This window comes from Candidatus Pelagibacter sp. PS_17, from assembly GCF_059417945.1.
Window position 1 is genome coordinate 369,978 of record NZ_CM182073.1, and the last position, 15,483, is coordinate 385,460.

Genomic DNA, 15,483 nt, shown 5'->3' on the forward strand with positions numbered 1-15,483 from the left:
TTTATATAAGCTTTAAATAAGTAATTTAAAGAGGAAAATCTATGTACAAAAACACCAACTGTTTTCATTTAGCAATACCTTGTGGCGATTTAGAGAAAGCAAAACATTTTTACAGTGAAATATTAGGGTGCCGATTAGATAACTCAGCTCAAGAATGGGCAGATGTAGATTTTTGGGGAAATGAATTAACTCTTCACGCAAGCGAGCACAAACTTGAAAGCGAAAGACATGATGTTGATATGGGTAATGTTTCTGTTCCCCATTTCGGTGTACATTTATCTAGAGAAAATTTTAATTCATTAAAAAAGAGATTAACAGACAACAATACCAAATATTATGATGAGCCATATTTAAGATTTAAAGGCACGAAGTATGAACAAGAAACATTCTTTGTTAAAGATCCTAATGAAAATATTTTAGAAATTAAAACACTGACTGCAAATCCAGAATAACATTATTGATAAAAATGAAAATTTTATTAATTCTTTTTTTTTCCTTACTTCTTAATACATTGCTAGCATCAGCAGACGAAAAACCAGGTAGATTTTTTGAAGACCAGCCAGATGTAACAGACGAACATCAAATTCACTTTATATATTTATTACCATCTGATGGTGAAGACAGAGAGCTAGATATAAATGGTAGCATGGAAAGTATTTTAGAAAAAGTAAACAATACAATGTTTGAAGCTACAAAAGCAAATAAGGGTTCAGGTGGGGTAGGTAAAAAATACAGATATGATTACAGAAAAGATGGAAAACTAGATATCACATTTATTAGAACCATTAAAAACTGGAAAGAATTACAAGATAAAAGTGTTAACACTCAAATGGGTCATTATTTCAATCAAGTTGGTGGTTTTAACAATAAAAAGAAAACATATTTCCTATGGACCGATGTTGATAGAGGAAATCATGGTGGAGATGCTGGTGTTGGAATAGGTGGAATATTTGTTAAAAGTAATGGTAGATCTGGAGATGTAATGAAACATGAAAAAGATTTTTTAAATATTAACCTTCATGAGATTTTGCATACTCAATTAATGGGAATTAAATGCATTAAAGGCATGGGAAAAATTCATTATTCAAATCAAAAAGATGATAAAAGTGGTCATCAGTTAAGTTATGGAACAAAGCTTAATAGAAATTTGTACACTCATAATATTGAAGGATGCCCTCAGCTTATAGATAGCGTTTATCTAACACCAACCTCAGAAGATCCTTACAACCCTTATGAAATAATGTGTGAGAGAAATCTTGGAAAATACACACATCCTAAGTTGGTTAAGATAATGCAGAAAGCTGAGAAAAAAAATAAATGGTATTCAAATAGAATTGGACCAACTTGCAATTGGAGAGACTGGACTGGAAAATTTGCAAAGTCTGGAGAGAAGTTTGGTTTCTTTGGTGAGATGAAATAAATCTTGCTTTAGCACACTTAAGATATTAGCTTTAAATCTTAAATGACAATCGACTATAAAAAAATTTCTAAAAATCTAAAATTTGAAGGTAGAGCTTTTATTAACGGTAAATATGTCGATGCCATTGATGGTGAAAAGTTTGAAAATATAAACCCTGCAACGGGTGAAACTCTTTGTTCTGTTGCAAAATGTAATCATAAGGATGTAGACCTTGCTGTAAAAGTATCAAGAGAAGCTTTTAATAGTGGTGTTTGGTCTAGAACATCTCCAGAATTTAGAAAAGATGTCTTACTGAAATTTGCGGAACTACTAAGACAAACTGGAGAAGAAAATTCTGTTCTTGAATGCGTAGATACAGGAAAATTAATTGGAGACTGTATTAATGAGGTTGCAAATGATGCTCCAATGCATTTTCAGTGGTATGGAGAATTAATAGATAAAGTATTTGGTAAAGTTGGACCAACAGAACCATCACTAACTAGTTTAATTGTTAAAGAACCAATAGGTGTTGTTGCAGGAGTTGTTCCTTGGAATTTTCCTTTAATGATGGCAGTTTGGAAAATGGCACCAGCATTAGCTGCTGGATGTTCAGTTATAATTAAACCAGCAGAAGATACACCTTTAACTGCAATTAGAGTTGCTCAAATTGCTAAAGAAGCAGGTATACCTGATGGAGTTTTAAATATAGTACCTGGCTTTGGCGATGTGGGTGAAGCACTTGGCAGACATGATGATGTTGATGCGGTTTCATTTACAGGCTCAACAGAAGTAGGTGGACTATTCATGAAATATTCTGGAGAAAGTAATTTAAAAACAATTGGATTAGAGATGGGTGGAAAAAGTCCGTTTATAGTTTTAGAAGATGCAAAGATTACAGATGATTTAATTGATAATGCAATTAATTCAGCTTTTTGGAATGGTGGACAGAATTGCTCTGCAAACATGAGACAAATAATTCACAGTAAAGTTAAAGATGAATTTTTAGATAAAGTTTCAAAAAAAGTTAAAGCTCTTAAAGCTGGAGATCCACTTGATCCAGAAAGTAATATGGGATCAATGATTTCTAAAAAACATCTAGCAACAGTTGATGGATATATTCAAAAAGGAATTGATGAAGGAGCTAAATTATTATTTGGAGGAATTTCAAGCGGTGATCAAAAAGGATTTTTTGCAAAACCAACTCTATTTGATGATTTAAAAGAAAACATGACAATTGCCCAAGAAGAAATTTTTGGACCAGTTTTAGGGGTTCTTACAATTAATAGTGATGAAGAGGCATTAAAAATTGCAAGCAATTCAAAGTATGGATTGCATGCAAGTGTTTTCACTCAAGATATTGATAGAGCTTTTCATATGGCTAAAAGCCTTCCATGTGGAACTGTTTCAGTTAATACTTTTTCTGAAGGTGATATAAAAACACCATTTGGTGGATACAGACAGTCAGGATCATTGAGTAGAGATCAAGGTACAGAAGCACTAGATCAATACCTTCAAACTAAGACTATTTGGATTAGTCACTCTTAAAACTTAATCATAGCAATCATAATAAGTAGCTAATTTTCTTTGACTTGTTCAAAAGTTATAAGTTATGCTTCGTTTTTTAAATTAATCGAGAGGGATATAATGAAAATAATAAAAACTACACTTGTAGCTGGTTTAATTTCTTTATTTGCTACTTTTTCAACATTTGCTGAGAAAGTTAAAATAGGAGATCCAGGTTGGACAGGTGCTACGGCTATTGCAAATTTATTAGCAGCAGTTGTTAATGACAAAATGGGTGGAGAAGCAGAATTAGTTCCAGGAAATAATACTGCAATCTACGCGGCAATTGATAGAAGCAAAGGTGAGATAGAAGTTCACCCTGATATCTGGCTACCTAATCAACAGGCTTATACTAACGATCTAGTTCCTAAAGGAACTCTTAAGTTAAGTTCAAAACCTTACGAAGGAAACCAAGGATATTGTGTGTCTCAACAATTTGCTAAAAAAATGAATATTACAGCAATTGAAGACTTAGCTAGACCAGAAGTTGTAAAAGCAATGGACAGTGACGGAAATGGTAAAGGTGAGTTTTGGATTGGTGCTGATGGATGGGCTTCTGCAAATGTAAACCAAGTAAAACTTAGAGATTACGGTTTATACGATGCAGGCATTGAAGCAATCAGAGCTGCTGAAGCTGTAAAAAATGCAAGAGTGCTTGACTCTATTAAAAAAGGTGAAGGTTATGCATTTTATTGTTACAAGCCACATGCAATTTGGGGAATGGCTGATGTAGTTATGTTAACCGAACCTAAGTTCGATGAAGCAAAATACAAAATGGTTCAGCCTAAAGAAGATGCTGATTGGTACAAAAAATCTTATGTTGCATCAAAAGATGCTCTTAAGCAAATCCAAATCGGTTGGGGAACTTCTTTAGAAGCAAAGTCACCAGCGATTGTTGATTTCTTTAAGAACTTTCAATTGTCAGCAGACGATGTTTCATTAATGGCTTTTCAAATTTCAGTTGAGAAAAAAGATCCAGCTGATGTTGCTAGAACATGGATGAAAAACAATAAGTCTAAAGTTGATGGTTGGTTAGGCCTTTAAGTTAAACTAAATTTTACCCGGCAACCAAATTTGTTGCCGGGTATATTTCTTTAAAAAATTATTAAATTTTCGAACGGATCTGATGGACTCTGCTATAGAAATAAAAAATGTTTGGAAGATTTTTGGTAACACTTCTGTGGAAGCATTAAATGCCATTCAAAATAATCGTATTTCAAAACAAGAAGCTTTAGAAAAATATAATTCAGTAATTGGTGTATCAGATGTCTCTTTTGACGTTAAGAAAGGAGAAATATTCTGTGTAATGGGTCTTTCAGGGAGTGGTAAATCCACTTTAGTGAGACATATTAATAGATTACTAGAACCTACTTCAGGACAAATTTTGATCGATAATGAAGATGTGATGAAATTTGATCCAAAAAGTTTACAAGATTTAAGGAATAAAAAGATAGGTATGGTTTTTCAAAATTTTGCTCTAATGCCTCACCGATCAGTTTTAGACAATATAGCAATGCCGCTTGAAATAAGAGGCATTAGTAAAAATGATAGATTGGATGCTGCTAATAAGATTTTAGATATTGTGGAACTTCAAGGTTGGGGAAATAAATTTGCCCATGAACTTTCAGGTGGAATGCAACAAAGAGTAGGATTAGCTAGAGCTTTAGCAGCGGATCCTGATGTTTTATTAATGGATGAACCTTTTAGTGCACTAGACCCATTAATAAGAAGACAGCTTCAAGCAGAATTTATCAAACTTTCAAAACAAATGAAAAAGACTACAGTATTTATAACTCATGATTTAGATGAAGCAGTAAGAGTGGGTCATAGAATTGCTATCATGAGAGATGGAAAAGTTATCCAAATAGGAACACCAGAAGAAATAGTAATGAAACCAGCAGATGATTATGTTGCTGATTTTGTAAAAGGAATATCTAGATTAAAAATTATTCAAGCAAAATCTATTATGCAGCCTGTTGATAAATTTGAAAAAGAATTTGGATTAATATCAAAAAATTTAGAAAGCGTTCATGAAAATGATTTACTAAATAAGTTGATAGAAAAATCTTCTATTAAGGATGAGCCGATATTAGTAATTAATAATGAAAACAAAAATATTGGTATAATAACACAGGCAGACTTATTAAAAGCTGTTGTAGAGGGTAGTGATGGATAATAAAGCAAACAGAAACCCATCAAGAGATGAATTAATTACTGACTTTGTAAAAAGTAATCCAGACTATTATATTAAAGAGTTTAAAAAAATTGGTAGCAAGCCTACTTACTCATTTTCATTTAATTTATTTGCATTCATATTTGGACCAATTTGGTTTGGAATGCGTAATATTTGGAATTGGACTTTAGCTTTTTTAATTATTGAAACTTTTTCAGTAGTACAAATAATCAGAGGTTTATTTGGTAATATTACGGCAGAGGCCATTGCTAAAGTTGAACAAGTAAAAAGCACTATAGCCTTTAGAAATAAACAATTAGAAGCTGCGATAGAAAATAATCCAGACAAAATTGATGTCTTTGAAAGAAACATAAAATCCTTAGAGGATGCTATGCAAGGTTATTTAGATGAAATTACGAGAATAGAAGCTTCAGCAATTTGGATAGCAATTTTTGGTTTTATTTTATTGATAGGAGTTAAAATTGTTCAGGGTGTTTTGGCAAATTCAATTTTAGAAAAGAAATATTCTGAATGGTTATCCGATAAATCTATTCATCCAGGGATGCAGATGAAAAATTACATTTTAAGTGGTGTTTTTACCACTGTTATAATGATTTTTACAGTTATCCATTACAGTTTTCCGGGCTTACTTCAGATAATGGATACGTTCCCAACACATCCTGAAATAAGATTATTTTCAATTAAATGGATAGAAATTGTTTTTGATTATGCCGTTGTTAAAGGAGATTTAATTTTTACAGCTATAACAATTGGTATTAGGTCCGTATTAGATTTCTTAGAATTATTGTTTGTTAAAACTCCTTGGATTGTAATTATAACTGCAATTGTAACTTTAACTGGGTTATCTGCAGGACCCAGGGCTGCAATTTATTCTACAGGATTTTTATGTTACATGGGTTTTTTAGGTTTCTGGGTTAAAGCAATGACTACACTTGCCTTATTAGGAACTGCTGCAGTTTTAAGTATAGCAATTGGAATTCCGCTTGGAATTTTCTGTGCAAGACGACAAAGATTTTATTCATTAATTAGACCGATAATGGATTTCATGCAAACAATGCCAGCTTTTGTATTTATGATTCCAGTAATAGCGTTTTTTGGAACTGGAAAGGTTGCAGCAGTAATTATTACAATGATTTTTGGTGGTACACCTGTTGTAAGACTTACAGTTTTAGGGTTACGTGGAGTGCCAGAAACAATTCGAGAAGCTGCTATCGCATACGGTGCAACTAAATGGTATTTGCTGAGAAAAGTAGATCTGCCACTAGCTACACCTTCAATTTTGGCAGGTGTGAACCAAACAGTAATGTTAAGTTTAGCCATGGTTGTTGTAGCATCTCTAATCGGTGCAAAAGGTTTAGGTCAAGATGTTCTCGAGGCATTACAATATGCTAATGTTGGACAAGGTATACTTGCAGGTATAGCTATTTTATTTGTTGCATTAATACTTGATAGGGTTGTTCAGGGTAAAAAAAGAGTTTAATAAAACTTAATGGATTATTTAATATTAGGTTTTTTAACTGGGTTAAGTTTAATTCTTGCAATAGGTGCTCAAAATATATTTGTCATAGAACAAGGCTTAAAAAAACAATATATTTTTATTGTATGTTTAATTTGTTCAATTTCAGACTTTTTATTAATTTTTTTAGGAATTTTTTTATTTCAGTATCTGAATTATTTTTTTACTCCAATTATTGAGTTAGTTTTTAATATTTTACTTTTAATATTTTTATTACATTTTATTTGGGGAAAAATTAAAACTAAAGTTTCAGAAACTTCATTTGATGTGGATAGTAAAACTAATAATTTATCTAACATTGTAGTTAAAACTTTAGGTTTTACTTTTCTTAATCCACACGTTTATTCAGACACTGTGTTTTTCCTAGGAAACTTCTCTAAAAGCCTTAGTCAAGTGGATAAGTATTACTTTGGTGCTGGGGCAGCCATTTCTTCATTCCTATTTTTTTTTATAATAGGATATCTTTCAAAATATTTTTCTAAATATCTTAAAAGTGCAACAGTGTGGAAAAGAATAAATTATTTGATTATTCTTTTTATGTCTATTTTGGCTTTAACAGTGCTAATGGAAATTATATAATTTAACTAGAATAACCGTACTTTTTAAGCCTAACGTCGCCTGTTCTTGCATGTGCTTCCATTCCTTCGTATCTAGAAATTCTTGCAGCTGCAGCACCAACTAATTCAGTAGATTCTTTTGTCATTCTTTGAAAACTTAAAGTTTTAACAAACTTACCAACGAATAATCCACCCGTATATCTTCCCGCACCTTTAGTTGGAAGTATATGATTAGTTCCTGAACATTTATCTCCATAAGCAACAGTTGTTTCTTCTCCAATAAATAAAGAACCATAGTTTGTAAGTCTTTTGTGAAACCACTCTAAATTTTCTGTCTGAACTTCTAAGTGTTCTGGAGCATACTCATCACTAATAGTTGCCATTTCTTCATCAGTATCACAAAGGATAACTTCACCATAATCTCTCCACGCTGCATCTGCGTTTGTTCTTGGAACTTCTGGTAGTTCAGCAATTAATTCTGGAACTCTTTTCATTACTTTCTCTGCAAGCTCTTTACTCGTTGTGTATAACCAACAAGGTGAATTATAACCATGCTCAGCTTGACCCACTAAATCTACAGCAACTATCTCAGGGTCAGCTTTAGCGTCAGCAATAATTCCAATCTCAGTAGGACCAGCAAACAAGTCAATGCCCACTTTTCCAAATAAAATTCTTTTAGCTTCAGCAACAAATTGATTTCCAGGACCAACGATAATATCTGCAGGAGGGTTATTAAATAAGCCATTAGTCATTGCTGCAATTGCAGGAACACCACCTAAATTTAAAATTACATCAGCACCACAAAGATCTGCGGTATAAATAATTGTTGGATGTGCACCCACTCCTTCTTTTGGAGGACTACAGGCAATAACGTTTTTTACACCAGCAACCTTTGCTGTTGTTACACTCATAACAGCTGATGCAATGTGTGCATAACGACCTCCTGGTACATAACATCCAGCGGTATTAACAGGTATTAATTTTTGACCAGCAAAAAGTCCATCTGAAAGCTCTACTTCAAAATCTTGACCATAATTTTTTAATTGAGCTTCAGCAAATTTTCTAACTCTTTCATATGAAAATTGAACATCATCTTTTGTTTTTTGATCTAATGTTTTTTTAATTTCTTCAATTCTTTCTTTAGAAACGATGATTTCTCCATCGTACTTATCAAATTTTTTTGTAAGATCGATACAACCTTGTTCTTTTGTAGTTTCGATATTTTTTAATAAATCCTGAACAATTCCAGTTGTTTTAGTATCGTCCGTTGAAGATGTTTTAGGTGATTTTTTTAAGTACGTTATAGCCATTGTTTCCCTCTCTAATTTTGAAGCTTTATTTAAAACATTAATGCCATTATTTCAATGAAGAATTAGTCTAAAGCAACAACAGCTGCAGCAATAGAGGCTAATCTAGCTTGTGCTTCATCAGATCTACTAGTAATTACTATTGGAACTTTACCACCTACTACTACACCAGCTGCACAAGCTCCCATAAAATAAATCATCATTTTAACCAAACTATTTCCGGTTTCAACACTTGGAACTAGCAATACATCTGCATTACCAGCTACAATATTTTTAACACCTTTTATAGCGGCAGATTTTTTTGAAATACTATTATCAAATGCCAAGGGACCAAAAACATCAGCATTTAAATTTTCTTCTTTTGCAAGTTTTGTAATTTCATCTGCATCGATAGAGCTTGGTACACTATCTAAAATTTCTTCTGTTGCTGATAGAACTGCAATTTTGGGCCTTTCAATTCCTATACGGTTTGAAAAATCAATTACATTTCTTAAAATATGCATTTTTGTTTTTACGTTGGGTAAAACATTTAAAGCACCATCAGTAATTATAAGTGGCTTGTCATCTTTAGTATTTGTCATATGCCATATGTGACTAAGTCTAGTTTTACCAAGTAAATTGTAATCTCTTTTTAAAATTTCTTTCATTAAGACATCTGTATGAATATGACCCTTAACAATAATTTTTACTTTATCTTGGCTAGCAAGTTTTGCAGCAATAGCAGCAGTATTATTTTCAATAGGTTCATCAATGATTTCAAATTTTGAAATATCCCATTTTAAATCTTCAGCACATTTAAGAATTTCTTTTTTATTCCCTATAAAGATAGGTGTTATTAAATTTTCATTAACAGCATCTTGAACTGAAAGCATTGGTAAAGGCAACCCTGCATTTACAATTGCAGCATTAACACCTTTTTTCTTATGTGCATGATCCAGAAGGTTATTAGGACAAACAATTTCTTTATTTGAAAGCATGAGGTATATTTAGTCTGAATTTTTAAAAAGTATATACTGTAAATTGATAATGATTAAGCCTTTTAAATTAGATATTCACGATAAAGTACTTCAAGAAATATACACTAAAGTAAAAAATTACCCATGGCATGAAATGCCAGATGATGGTGGCTGGAAATATGGAAGTAATCTTGATTATATGAAAGAGATCTCAAATTATTGGATTAAAGATTTTGATTGGAGAAAACATGAGGCAGAAATAAATCAATTTCTAAATTTCACAACTATTGTAGATGATATCGAAATACATTTTATTCATGAAAAGGGAAGTGGGTCCAACCCAACACCTTTACTTCTTATGCATGGATGGCCTGGATCGGTAATTGAGTTTTTACATATTATAGAAAGACTTGCACACCCTGAAAAATTTGGTGGAAACATTGACGATGCCTTTGATGTAGTGGTCCCATCATTACCTGGTTTTGGTTTTTCTGGGAGACCTTCAAGACCCATGGGACCAAGAAAAATAGCCAATACTTTAAATAAATTGATGACAGAAAACCTTGGTTATAAAAAATATTTAGCACAAGGAGGTGATTGGGGAGCAACTATTGCAAACTGGATTGGTTATGATCATTCAAAATCATGTAAGGCAATTCACATTAATTGTTTAACAATGCGCCACCCTGATGGTCCACAAACAAAACAAGAGGAAGAATGGCAACAAAGATTTAACACAGACCAAATAATGCAGGATGGATATAGAACTCAACAAGCAACTAAACCTCAAACTTTAAGTTATGGAATGATGGACAGTCCTGTTGGAATTGCAGCATGGATTATTGAAAAAATGTACTCATGGTCTGATTTAAAAGATAACAATATTGAAAGTGTTTATTCAAAAGATACACTCTTAGCTAATATTATGGTTTATGTAGTTACAAAAACTTTCAACACAGCTACTTGGATTTATTACGGAAGAAGAGAAGAGGGTGGACGTTTTTTTCCTAAAGATTTTAAAAAAATAGAAATTCCAACAGCTGCAGCAATTTTTCCAGCAGAAATGTCTGAGTGGCCACCAAAATCTTATGTAGATAGAATGTTTAATATTACTCAATGGACAGAGATGTCGAGGGGTGGACATTTTGCAGCCCTTGAGGAACCTGAACTTCTTGTTAATGATCTTGTAAAGTTTTCAAGATCTGTACGATAGTTAGATACTTTGTAAATATTCCAAGTCTTTTAAAACAGCTTTTGAAATATTAATTTCTTTTTTAAGATTACTTTTAAACCTATTAAACTTACTTTGTCCTGGGTAAAGAATTTCTTTAACACCTTTTATCTTAGGTAGTTTTTTTATAGTTTTGATATTGTCTTTTATTCTTTTATTGAAAGATTTTCCTACAAATAAATTAGGCTTTAAAACAAAAAATAGGTGACCAATATTTTGTGGACCACTAAAATCAGTAAATGGATCTTTAACTCTACCTGCATGATTACCACCTGTTAATACACCACTTAAAATATCAACCATCCAAGCTAATCCAGAACCCCTAAAACCAGCTATTGGTAATTGAACACCCTCTAATGCTTTTTTAGGATCCGTTGTTGGTTTACCAAATTTATCTAAAGCAACTCCCTCAGGAATTTTAGTTCCTTCTCTTGCTGCAACTCTAATTTTTCCTCTATTAATCATTGAGATTGAAGTATCTAAAATAAAAGGAACCTTTGATCCAGTAGGTGTTCCAAAACAAATAGGGTTTGTTCCAAATAAACTTTTTAAAGCTCCATGAGGTGCAACTGCTGGAGGTGCATTAGTAAATACCATTACCATTAAACCTTTTTTAACTGCTTGCTCTGCGTAATAACCAGATAAACCATAATGACCACTATTCTTAACTGCAACTAAGCCAATTCCAGTTTTTTTAGCATTGTTTATAGCAGTTTTAATAGCGGTATCTGCTGCAACAAAGCCAATACTATTGTTACCATCAACATGGGCAATGGATTGAGAAATTTTTTTAACTTTAATTTTAGCTTTTGGATTAATAACTTTTTTAGAAATACGGTCACAGTACATCTTAAGTCTAGATAAACCATGTGATGGAGCACCAACTAATTCTGCATTGATTAAGGCTTCAGCACAAATAGTGGCATGATCTTTATTTAATTTATACTTAATAAAGATATCTTTGATGATTGCTTTTAATTTCGAAGATTTCATAGTTTAATAAAAGTTTGATTAACCTTTACCATGCCATGGAATTGTTTTGTCAATTATTTTTCTTAAAGCAACATCAAATAATAAACCTAACATACCCATTACAAAAATAGTGATCCAAATAACTTCATATTGGAAGTATTTTTTAGCAACGTTTTCAACAAATCCAATACCTGTAGTACCGGCTAAAAATTCAGCTGCAACCAAAGTTCCCCAACACATTCCAACAGCAACTCTAACCCCTGTTAAAATTTCTGGTAATGAGTTTGGAAATATTACATGTCTTAATATTTGCCATTTAGATGCACCAAGTGAGTGTGAAGCATGAATTTTAGACAACTGCGTACCAGCAGCTCCTGCTCTAGCAGAGATGATCATAATTGAAAATGAAACCATAAATAATAAGAAAACTTTCCCAACATTATCAATTCCAAATACAGTAATAACTAGAGGAGCCCAAGCTAATGGGGGTACCGGTCTATATAGTTCAATTAATGGATCAAAAAATCCTTTAGCAAATCTGTTTAAACCCATAAATAATCCTAGTGGTACACCAAAAATAATTCCAAGTACTAAACCTAGGAGAACTCTTAAAAAAGAATCCCAGATATGACCCATCGGAACTGGTATCTTAAATAATTTAAACTCACCTGTAACAACACTTAAGACTTTACTCTTAAAGTTTGGAGTAACAGTTCCGTCAGCATTATGAATTGGATATGCCCCAGGCATAGCATCTGCAATCCAATCAGGTAATATAAAACCAACTATTTTACTTACATCCATCATTTCATACCAAATTAGAGGTACGTTTTTAAATCCAATACTGGGTTTAAGGAGTAGCACAAATTTATTAAAGGTATCAGACGGTTTTGGTAACCATCTTCCAGATCCTTGTTCAGAACAATTTGGTCCACTTGAAACAATTGTACCAGCAGGAAATAAAAAAATATCAACTAGTCTTAAAACACCTTGCTCTTTCTTTTGAACTTCATCAAACTCTATTATTGATTTTTGCATATCATCAAGAGTATTAGGTGGGAAAATACTTGCGTATTCGATTCTTCGAGCAATTTTTAAAACATCTTTTGCTAATGCAGAAGCTATTTCTTGGGTATCATCTAAACTAGATCGATAAGCTTTAATCTCATCCTTAATCTCTTTCATTAACTGCTTATATTTATAGTTATGATTTCTTAATTTGAAAAAGTCATTACTAATAAGAGTTAATTCTTTTGCAGCTGCATCAAATTTTAAACCCATTTTTGTTTCAGGAATAGTTGGTATTTCAACTGTATTTTCTACAGCGGTTGCAGAGGCTCCCCATTTCCCTTGTTTTTTTAAAGCTTCAATTCTTGCGTTCTCTTCTTCAATACTTTTAATTGGTGGATAGCTTATTTTTTGAAAATCTTCTGTTAACCAAGTAATTCTATTTGTTAAATCTCGAATTTGACTTTTTGTTTCTTCTTCTAAAAGATCAATATTGGTTAACAATGGAATTGATTGTTGAGTTTTTGCAATAAATTTTAAAAGAGTAGTTTTGTCTTGTTCTCTTATATTAGGTGAATTTTTAATTTCATTAGCTAGTTTTTGTATATTTTTGTTTTCACCTTTAATTATTGAAGTACTCTTAAATTCACGTTCCTCAATTGGAAATAAATATTTTAATGAAAGTAAAGAGTCGTTTACTTTTGCAACCTGACAAAGTTCATTTGCAGACTGGGGATAAAATGATTTCGCCATATCCCAAGAATAGTAAAGCCAAGTTAATAGTAAAAAACTACTACCAACAATAACCCAATGAACTCCACCTTTAGCTCTTTCAGGGTTACCAAATACAGCATCTAATTTTTCAGTTTTTGCTAATTTTCTTCCATACAAAATAGATCCAATAACTGCAAAAATTACTACGAATGTTATAATACCTGTTAGCATACTAAATATCTTTACCCATAATTTCTTCTTCCATATTCCAAATCATAGTTAGAATTTCTTCTCTAGTGCTTACAAAGTAAGGTGATTTTTTTATCTCTCTTAAATCACCATCAATTCCCATTGATGCAAAAGGAAGATTATATTCTTTATGGATTCGACCAGGTCTTGGTGCCATTACATATAATCTTTCACCTAGTAGTAAAGCTTCTTCAACTGAGTGGGTGATTAAGATAATTGTTTTTCCTGTTTCTTTCCAAATTTTTAAAACTAAAGACTGCATCTTCTCTCTGGTTAATGCATCTAATGCTCCTAACGGTTCATCCATTAAAATTAAATCAGGGTCATTAATTAAACATCTAGCAAGAGCAACTCTTTGCTGCATACCTCCAGATAATTGATAAGTAGGAGTGTTTCCAAAACCTTGTAGGCCTACTATATTTAACCATTCTTCAACTTTCTTAGCAGTTTTAACTGGGTCTTCTTTTTTCATTCTTAAACCAAAGTCAACATTCTCTGCAACCGTTAGCCATTCAAATAAAGCACCTTGTTGAAAGACCATTCCCCGTTCAACACCAGGGCCATTAATTTCATTTCCGTTAAGAGTGAGAACTCCAGAAGTAGGTCGTAGAAATCCAGCAGTAATGTTTAACAAAGTTGTTTTTCCACAGCCCGAAGGACCAAGAACAGTTAAAAGTTCACCTTTTTTAAGTGTAAAGTTTACATCTTTTAATGCATGAACTGTTTCTCCTTTAGGAGTTTTAAAGATCATGTTTAAATTCTGAGAAATTAAATCACTCATAAGATAATACTATATTAGAATTTTTTTAAAAAAATAGGCACCAATTTATTAAATTGGCGCCTATTTAAATTTATTTAACTCTCTAAATTAAAGAGGTAAAAAGCTTGTATCAACTGCTCCGTTAGGAGTACCCATTCCTTTTAAAAATCCACTTAGATTTCCAGAAGTCATAGATTTTTCAGTCTCTGCAGGTGTAAGAAATTTAAATCCGCTTAAAGTTTCTTTCATATCACCAAGCTTCATCTCAGCATCTTTAGCGATAACATTTAAATCACTTTTACCTGCTGCATATCTAGCATTTGCTTCATGAGTTACTTCTATGAAAGTTCTCAGCATACCTGGGTTCTCTTTCATAAATTTGTCAGTAACAGATGTAATGTCAATACCTAAGATACCAGCATCACGCGCTTCTTGAACTGTTAGTAATCTACTTCCAACTGCAGTTGCAGCTTTAATAGAATTTCCACCAAATAAACATGCCATTACAACATCACCAGAAACTAGTGCAGCAGCACCTTCTTCAGGATCCATTTGAATAACTGTCATTTTACTTTTATCAGCGCCAACAACTTTCATACTTTCATCAAAAACATACTCAGCCATTGTTCCTAGAGGAACAGCAACTTTTTTACCTTCTAATTCAGAAGCGTTAGCTTTTGTAATTCCAGAAGCATTAGATGTAACACAAGTTGTTCCACCCATTCCGTATTCCATAGCAATATCTACAAGTTTTAGCGGAGCTTTTGATTTAACAGCATTGATGAATGGCACTAAGCCTTGTGAGTAAGAAATATCAATATCTCCAGCTAACATAGCATCAGTCATAGCACCACCGTTTGAAAAGTTAGTCCATTTAACTGGAACACCTAGAGCTTTATCAAACATCTTTTTAACTTTGTCTTCTTGGTTTGGAGTAGGCCATTCTAAAAAGAATGCAACTCTAACTTCTTTAGCAGCAGCGTTAGCAACTGACATTGATAAGTTAAGAGCAACTACAGCACCAAGAATAAAACTAATTATTTTTTTCATTATTATT

14 protein-coding genes are annotated in these 15,483 nt (G+C 32.4%); 8 read left to right on the forward strand and 6 right to left on the reverse strand.

The window, feature by feature from the left end; genetic code table 11:
- Window positions 1–41: 41 nt before the first annotated feature.
- The 7 genes from AC5SML_RS01985 to AC5SML_RS02015 all read left to right on the forward strand — a co-directional run bounded on the left by AC5SML_RS01985 (window position 42) and on the right by AC5SML_RS02015 (window position 7,251).
- Window positions 42–452, forward strand: a complete 411-nt coding sequence (locus AC5SML_RS01985; RefSeq protein WP_494577153.1) for a VOC family protein — start codon at window positions 42–44, stop codon at window positions 450–452.
- A gap of 14 nt (window positions 453–466) precedes the next feature.
- The gene (locus AC5SML_RS01990; RefSeq protein WP_494617431.1) at window positions 467–1,420 is read left to right on the forward strand and encodes a hypothetical protein; all 954 of its coding nucleotides are present in this window, start codon (window positions 467–469) and stop codon (window positions 1,418–1,420) included.
- 42 nt (window positions 1,421–1,462) lie between these two features.
- On the forward strand, window positions 1,463–2,944 hold the full coding sequence (locus AC5SML_RS01995) for an aldehyde dehydrogenase (RefSeq protein WP_494617433.1): 1,482 nt from the start codon (window positions 1,463–1,465) through the stop codon (window positions 2,942–2,944).
- A gap of 99 nt (window positions 2,945–3,043) precedes the next feature.
- Window positions 3,044–4,006 carry an ABC transporter substrate-binding protein gene (locus AC5SML_RS02000; protein WP_006997122.1) on the forward strand — a complete coding sequence of 321 codons (963 nt, stop codon included), beginning with the start codon at window positions 3,044–3,046 and terminating at the stop codon, window positions 4,004–4,006.
- 82 nt (window positions 4,007–4,088) lie between these two features.
- Complete coding sequence (locus tag AC5SML_RS02005; RefSeq protein WP_020169282.1) at window positions 4,089–5,138, forward strand: quaternary amine ABC transporter ATP-binding protein; 1,050 nt, start codon at window positions 4,089–4,091, stop codon at window positions 5,136–5,138.
- Window positions 5,131–6,636, forward strand: coding sequence for an ABC transporter permease (locus AC5SML_RS02010; protein ID WP_020169283.1), 1,506 nt, complete (start codon window positions 5,131–5,133; stop codon window positions 6,634–6,636). Before AC5SML_RS02005 ends, AC5SML_RS02010 begins: the two co-directional genes overlap by 8 nt.
- Window positions 6,637–6,645: 9 nt before the next feature.
- Complete coding sequence (locus AC5SML_RS02015) at window positions 6,646–7,251, forward strand: LysE/ArgO family amino acid transporter (RefSeq protein WP_018414003.1); 606 nt, start codon at window positions 6,646–6,648, stop codon at window positions 7,249–7,251.
- Window position 7,252: 1 nt separating this feature from the next.
- Here the strand turns inward: AC5SML_RS02015 and hisD are convergent, their stop codons facing one another.
- The gene (gene hisD, locus AC5SML_RS02020; RefSeq protein WP_011281955.1) at window positions 7,253–8,539 is read right to left on the reverse strand and encodes a histidinol dehydrogenase; all 1,287 of its coding nucleotides are present in this window, start codon (window positions 8,537–8,539) and stop codon (window positions 7,253–7,255) included.
- A gap of 62 nt (window positions 8,540–8,601) precedes the next feature.
- Window positions 8,602–9,513, reverse strand: a complete 912-nt coding sequence (locus tag AC5SML_RS02025) for a bifunctional enoyl-CoA hydratase/phosphate acetyltransferase (RefSeq protein WP_271627144.1) — start codon at window positions 9,511–9,513, stop codon at window positions 8,602–8,604.
- Window positions 9,514–9,562: 49 nt separating this feature from the next.
- Here AC5SML_RS02025 and AC5SML_RS02030 point away from each other — a divergent pair, with 49 nt between their 5' ends.
- Window positions 9,563–10,705: an epoxide hydrolase family protein gene (locus AC5SML_RS02030; RefSeq protein WP_494617435.1), complete on the forward strand. Its 1,143-nt coding sequence runs from the start codon at window positions 9,563–9,565 to the stop codon at window positions 10,703–10,705.
- On the opposite strand, the gene AC5SML_RS02035 is transcribed toward AC5SML_RS02030, so the two are convergent.
- From AC5SML_RS02035 to AC5SML_RS02050, 4 genes are all read right to left on the reverse strand, one after another.
- A complete protein-coding gene (locus tag AC5SML_RS02035) occupies window positions 10,706–11,716 on the reverse strand; it encodes an Ldh family oxidoreductase (RefSeq protein WP_494617436.1) in 1,011 nt (336 codons plus the stop codon). It abuts the gene before it with no gap.
- Between the two features lie 18 nt (window positions 11,717–11,734).
- Entirely contained in the window at window positions 11,735–13,648 is a 1,914-nt protein-coding gene (locus AC5SML_RS02040; protein WP_494617437.1) for an ABC transporter permease, read from the reverse strand.
- Window position 13,649: 1 nt separating this feature from the next.
- Window positions 13,650–14,447, reverse strand: a complete 798-nt coding sequence (locus tag AC5SML_RS02045) for a taurine ABC transporter ATP-binding protein (RefSeq protein ID WP_494617438.1) — start codon at window positions 14,445–14,447, stop codon at window positions 13,650–13,652.
- Window positions 14,448–14,534: 87 nt separating this feature from the next.
- A complete protein-coding gene (locus tag AC5SML_RS02050; protein ID WP_006997112.1) occupies window positions 14,535–15,476 on the reverse strand; it encodes an ABC transporter substrate-binding protein in 942 nt (313 codons plus the stop codon).
- Window positions 15,477–15,483: the final 7 nt, after the last annotated feature.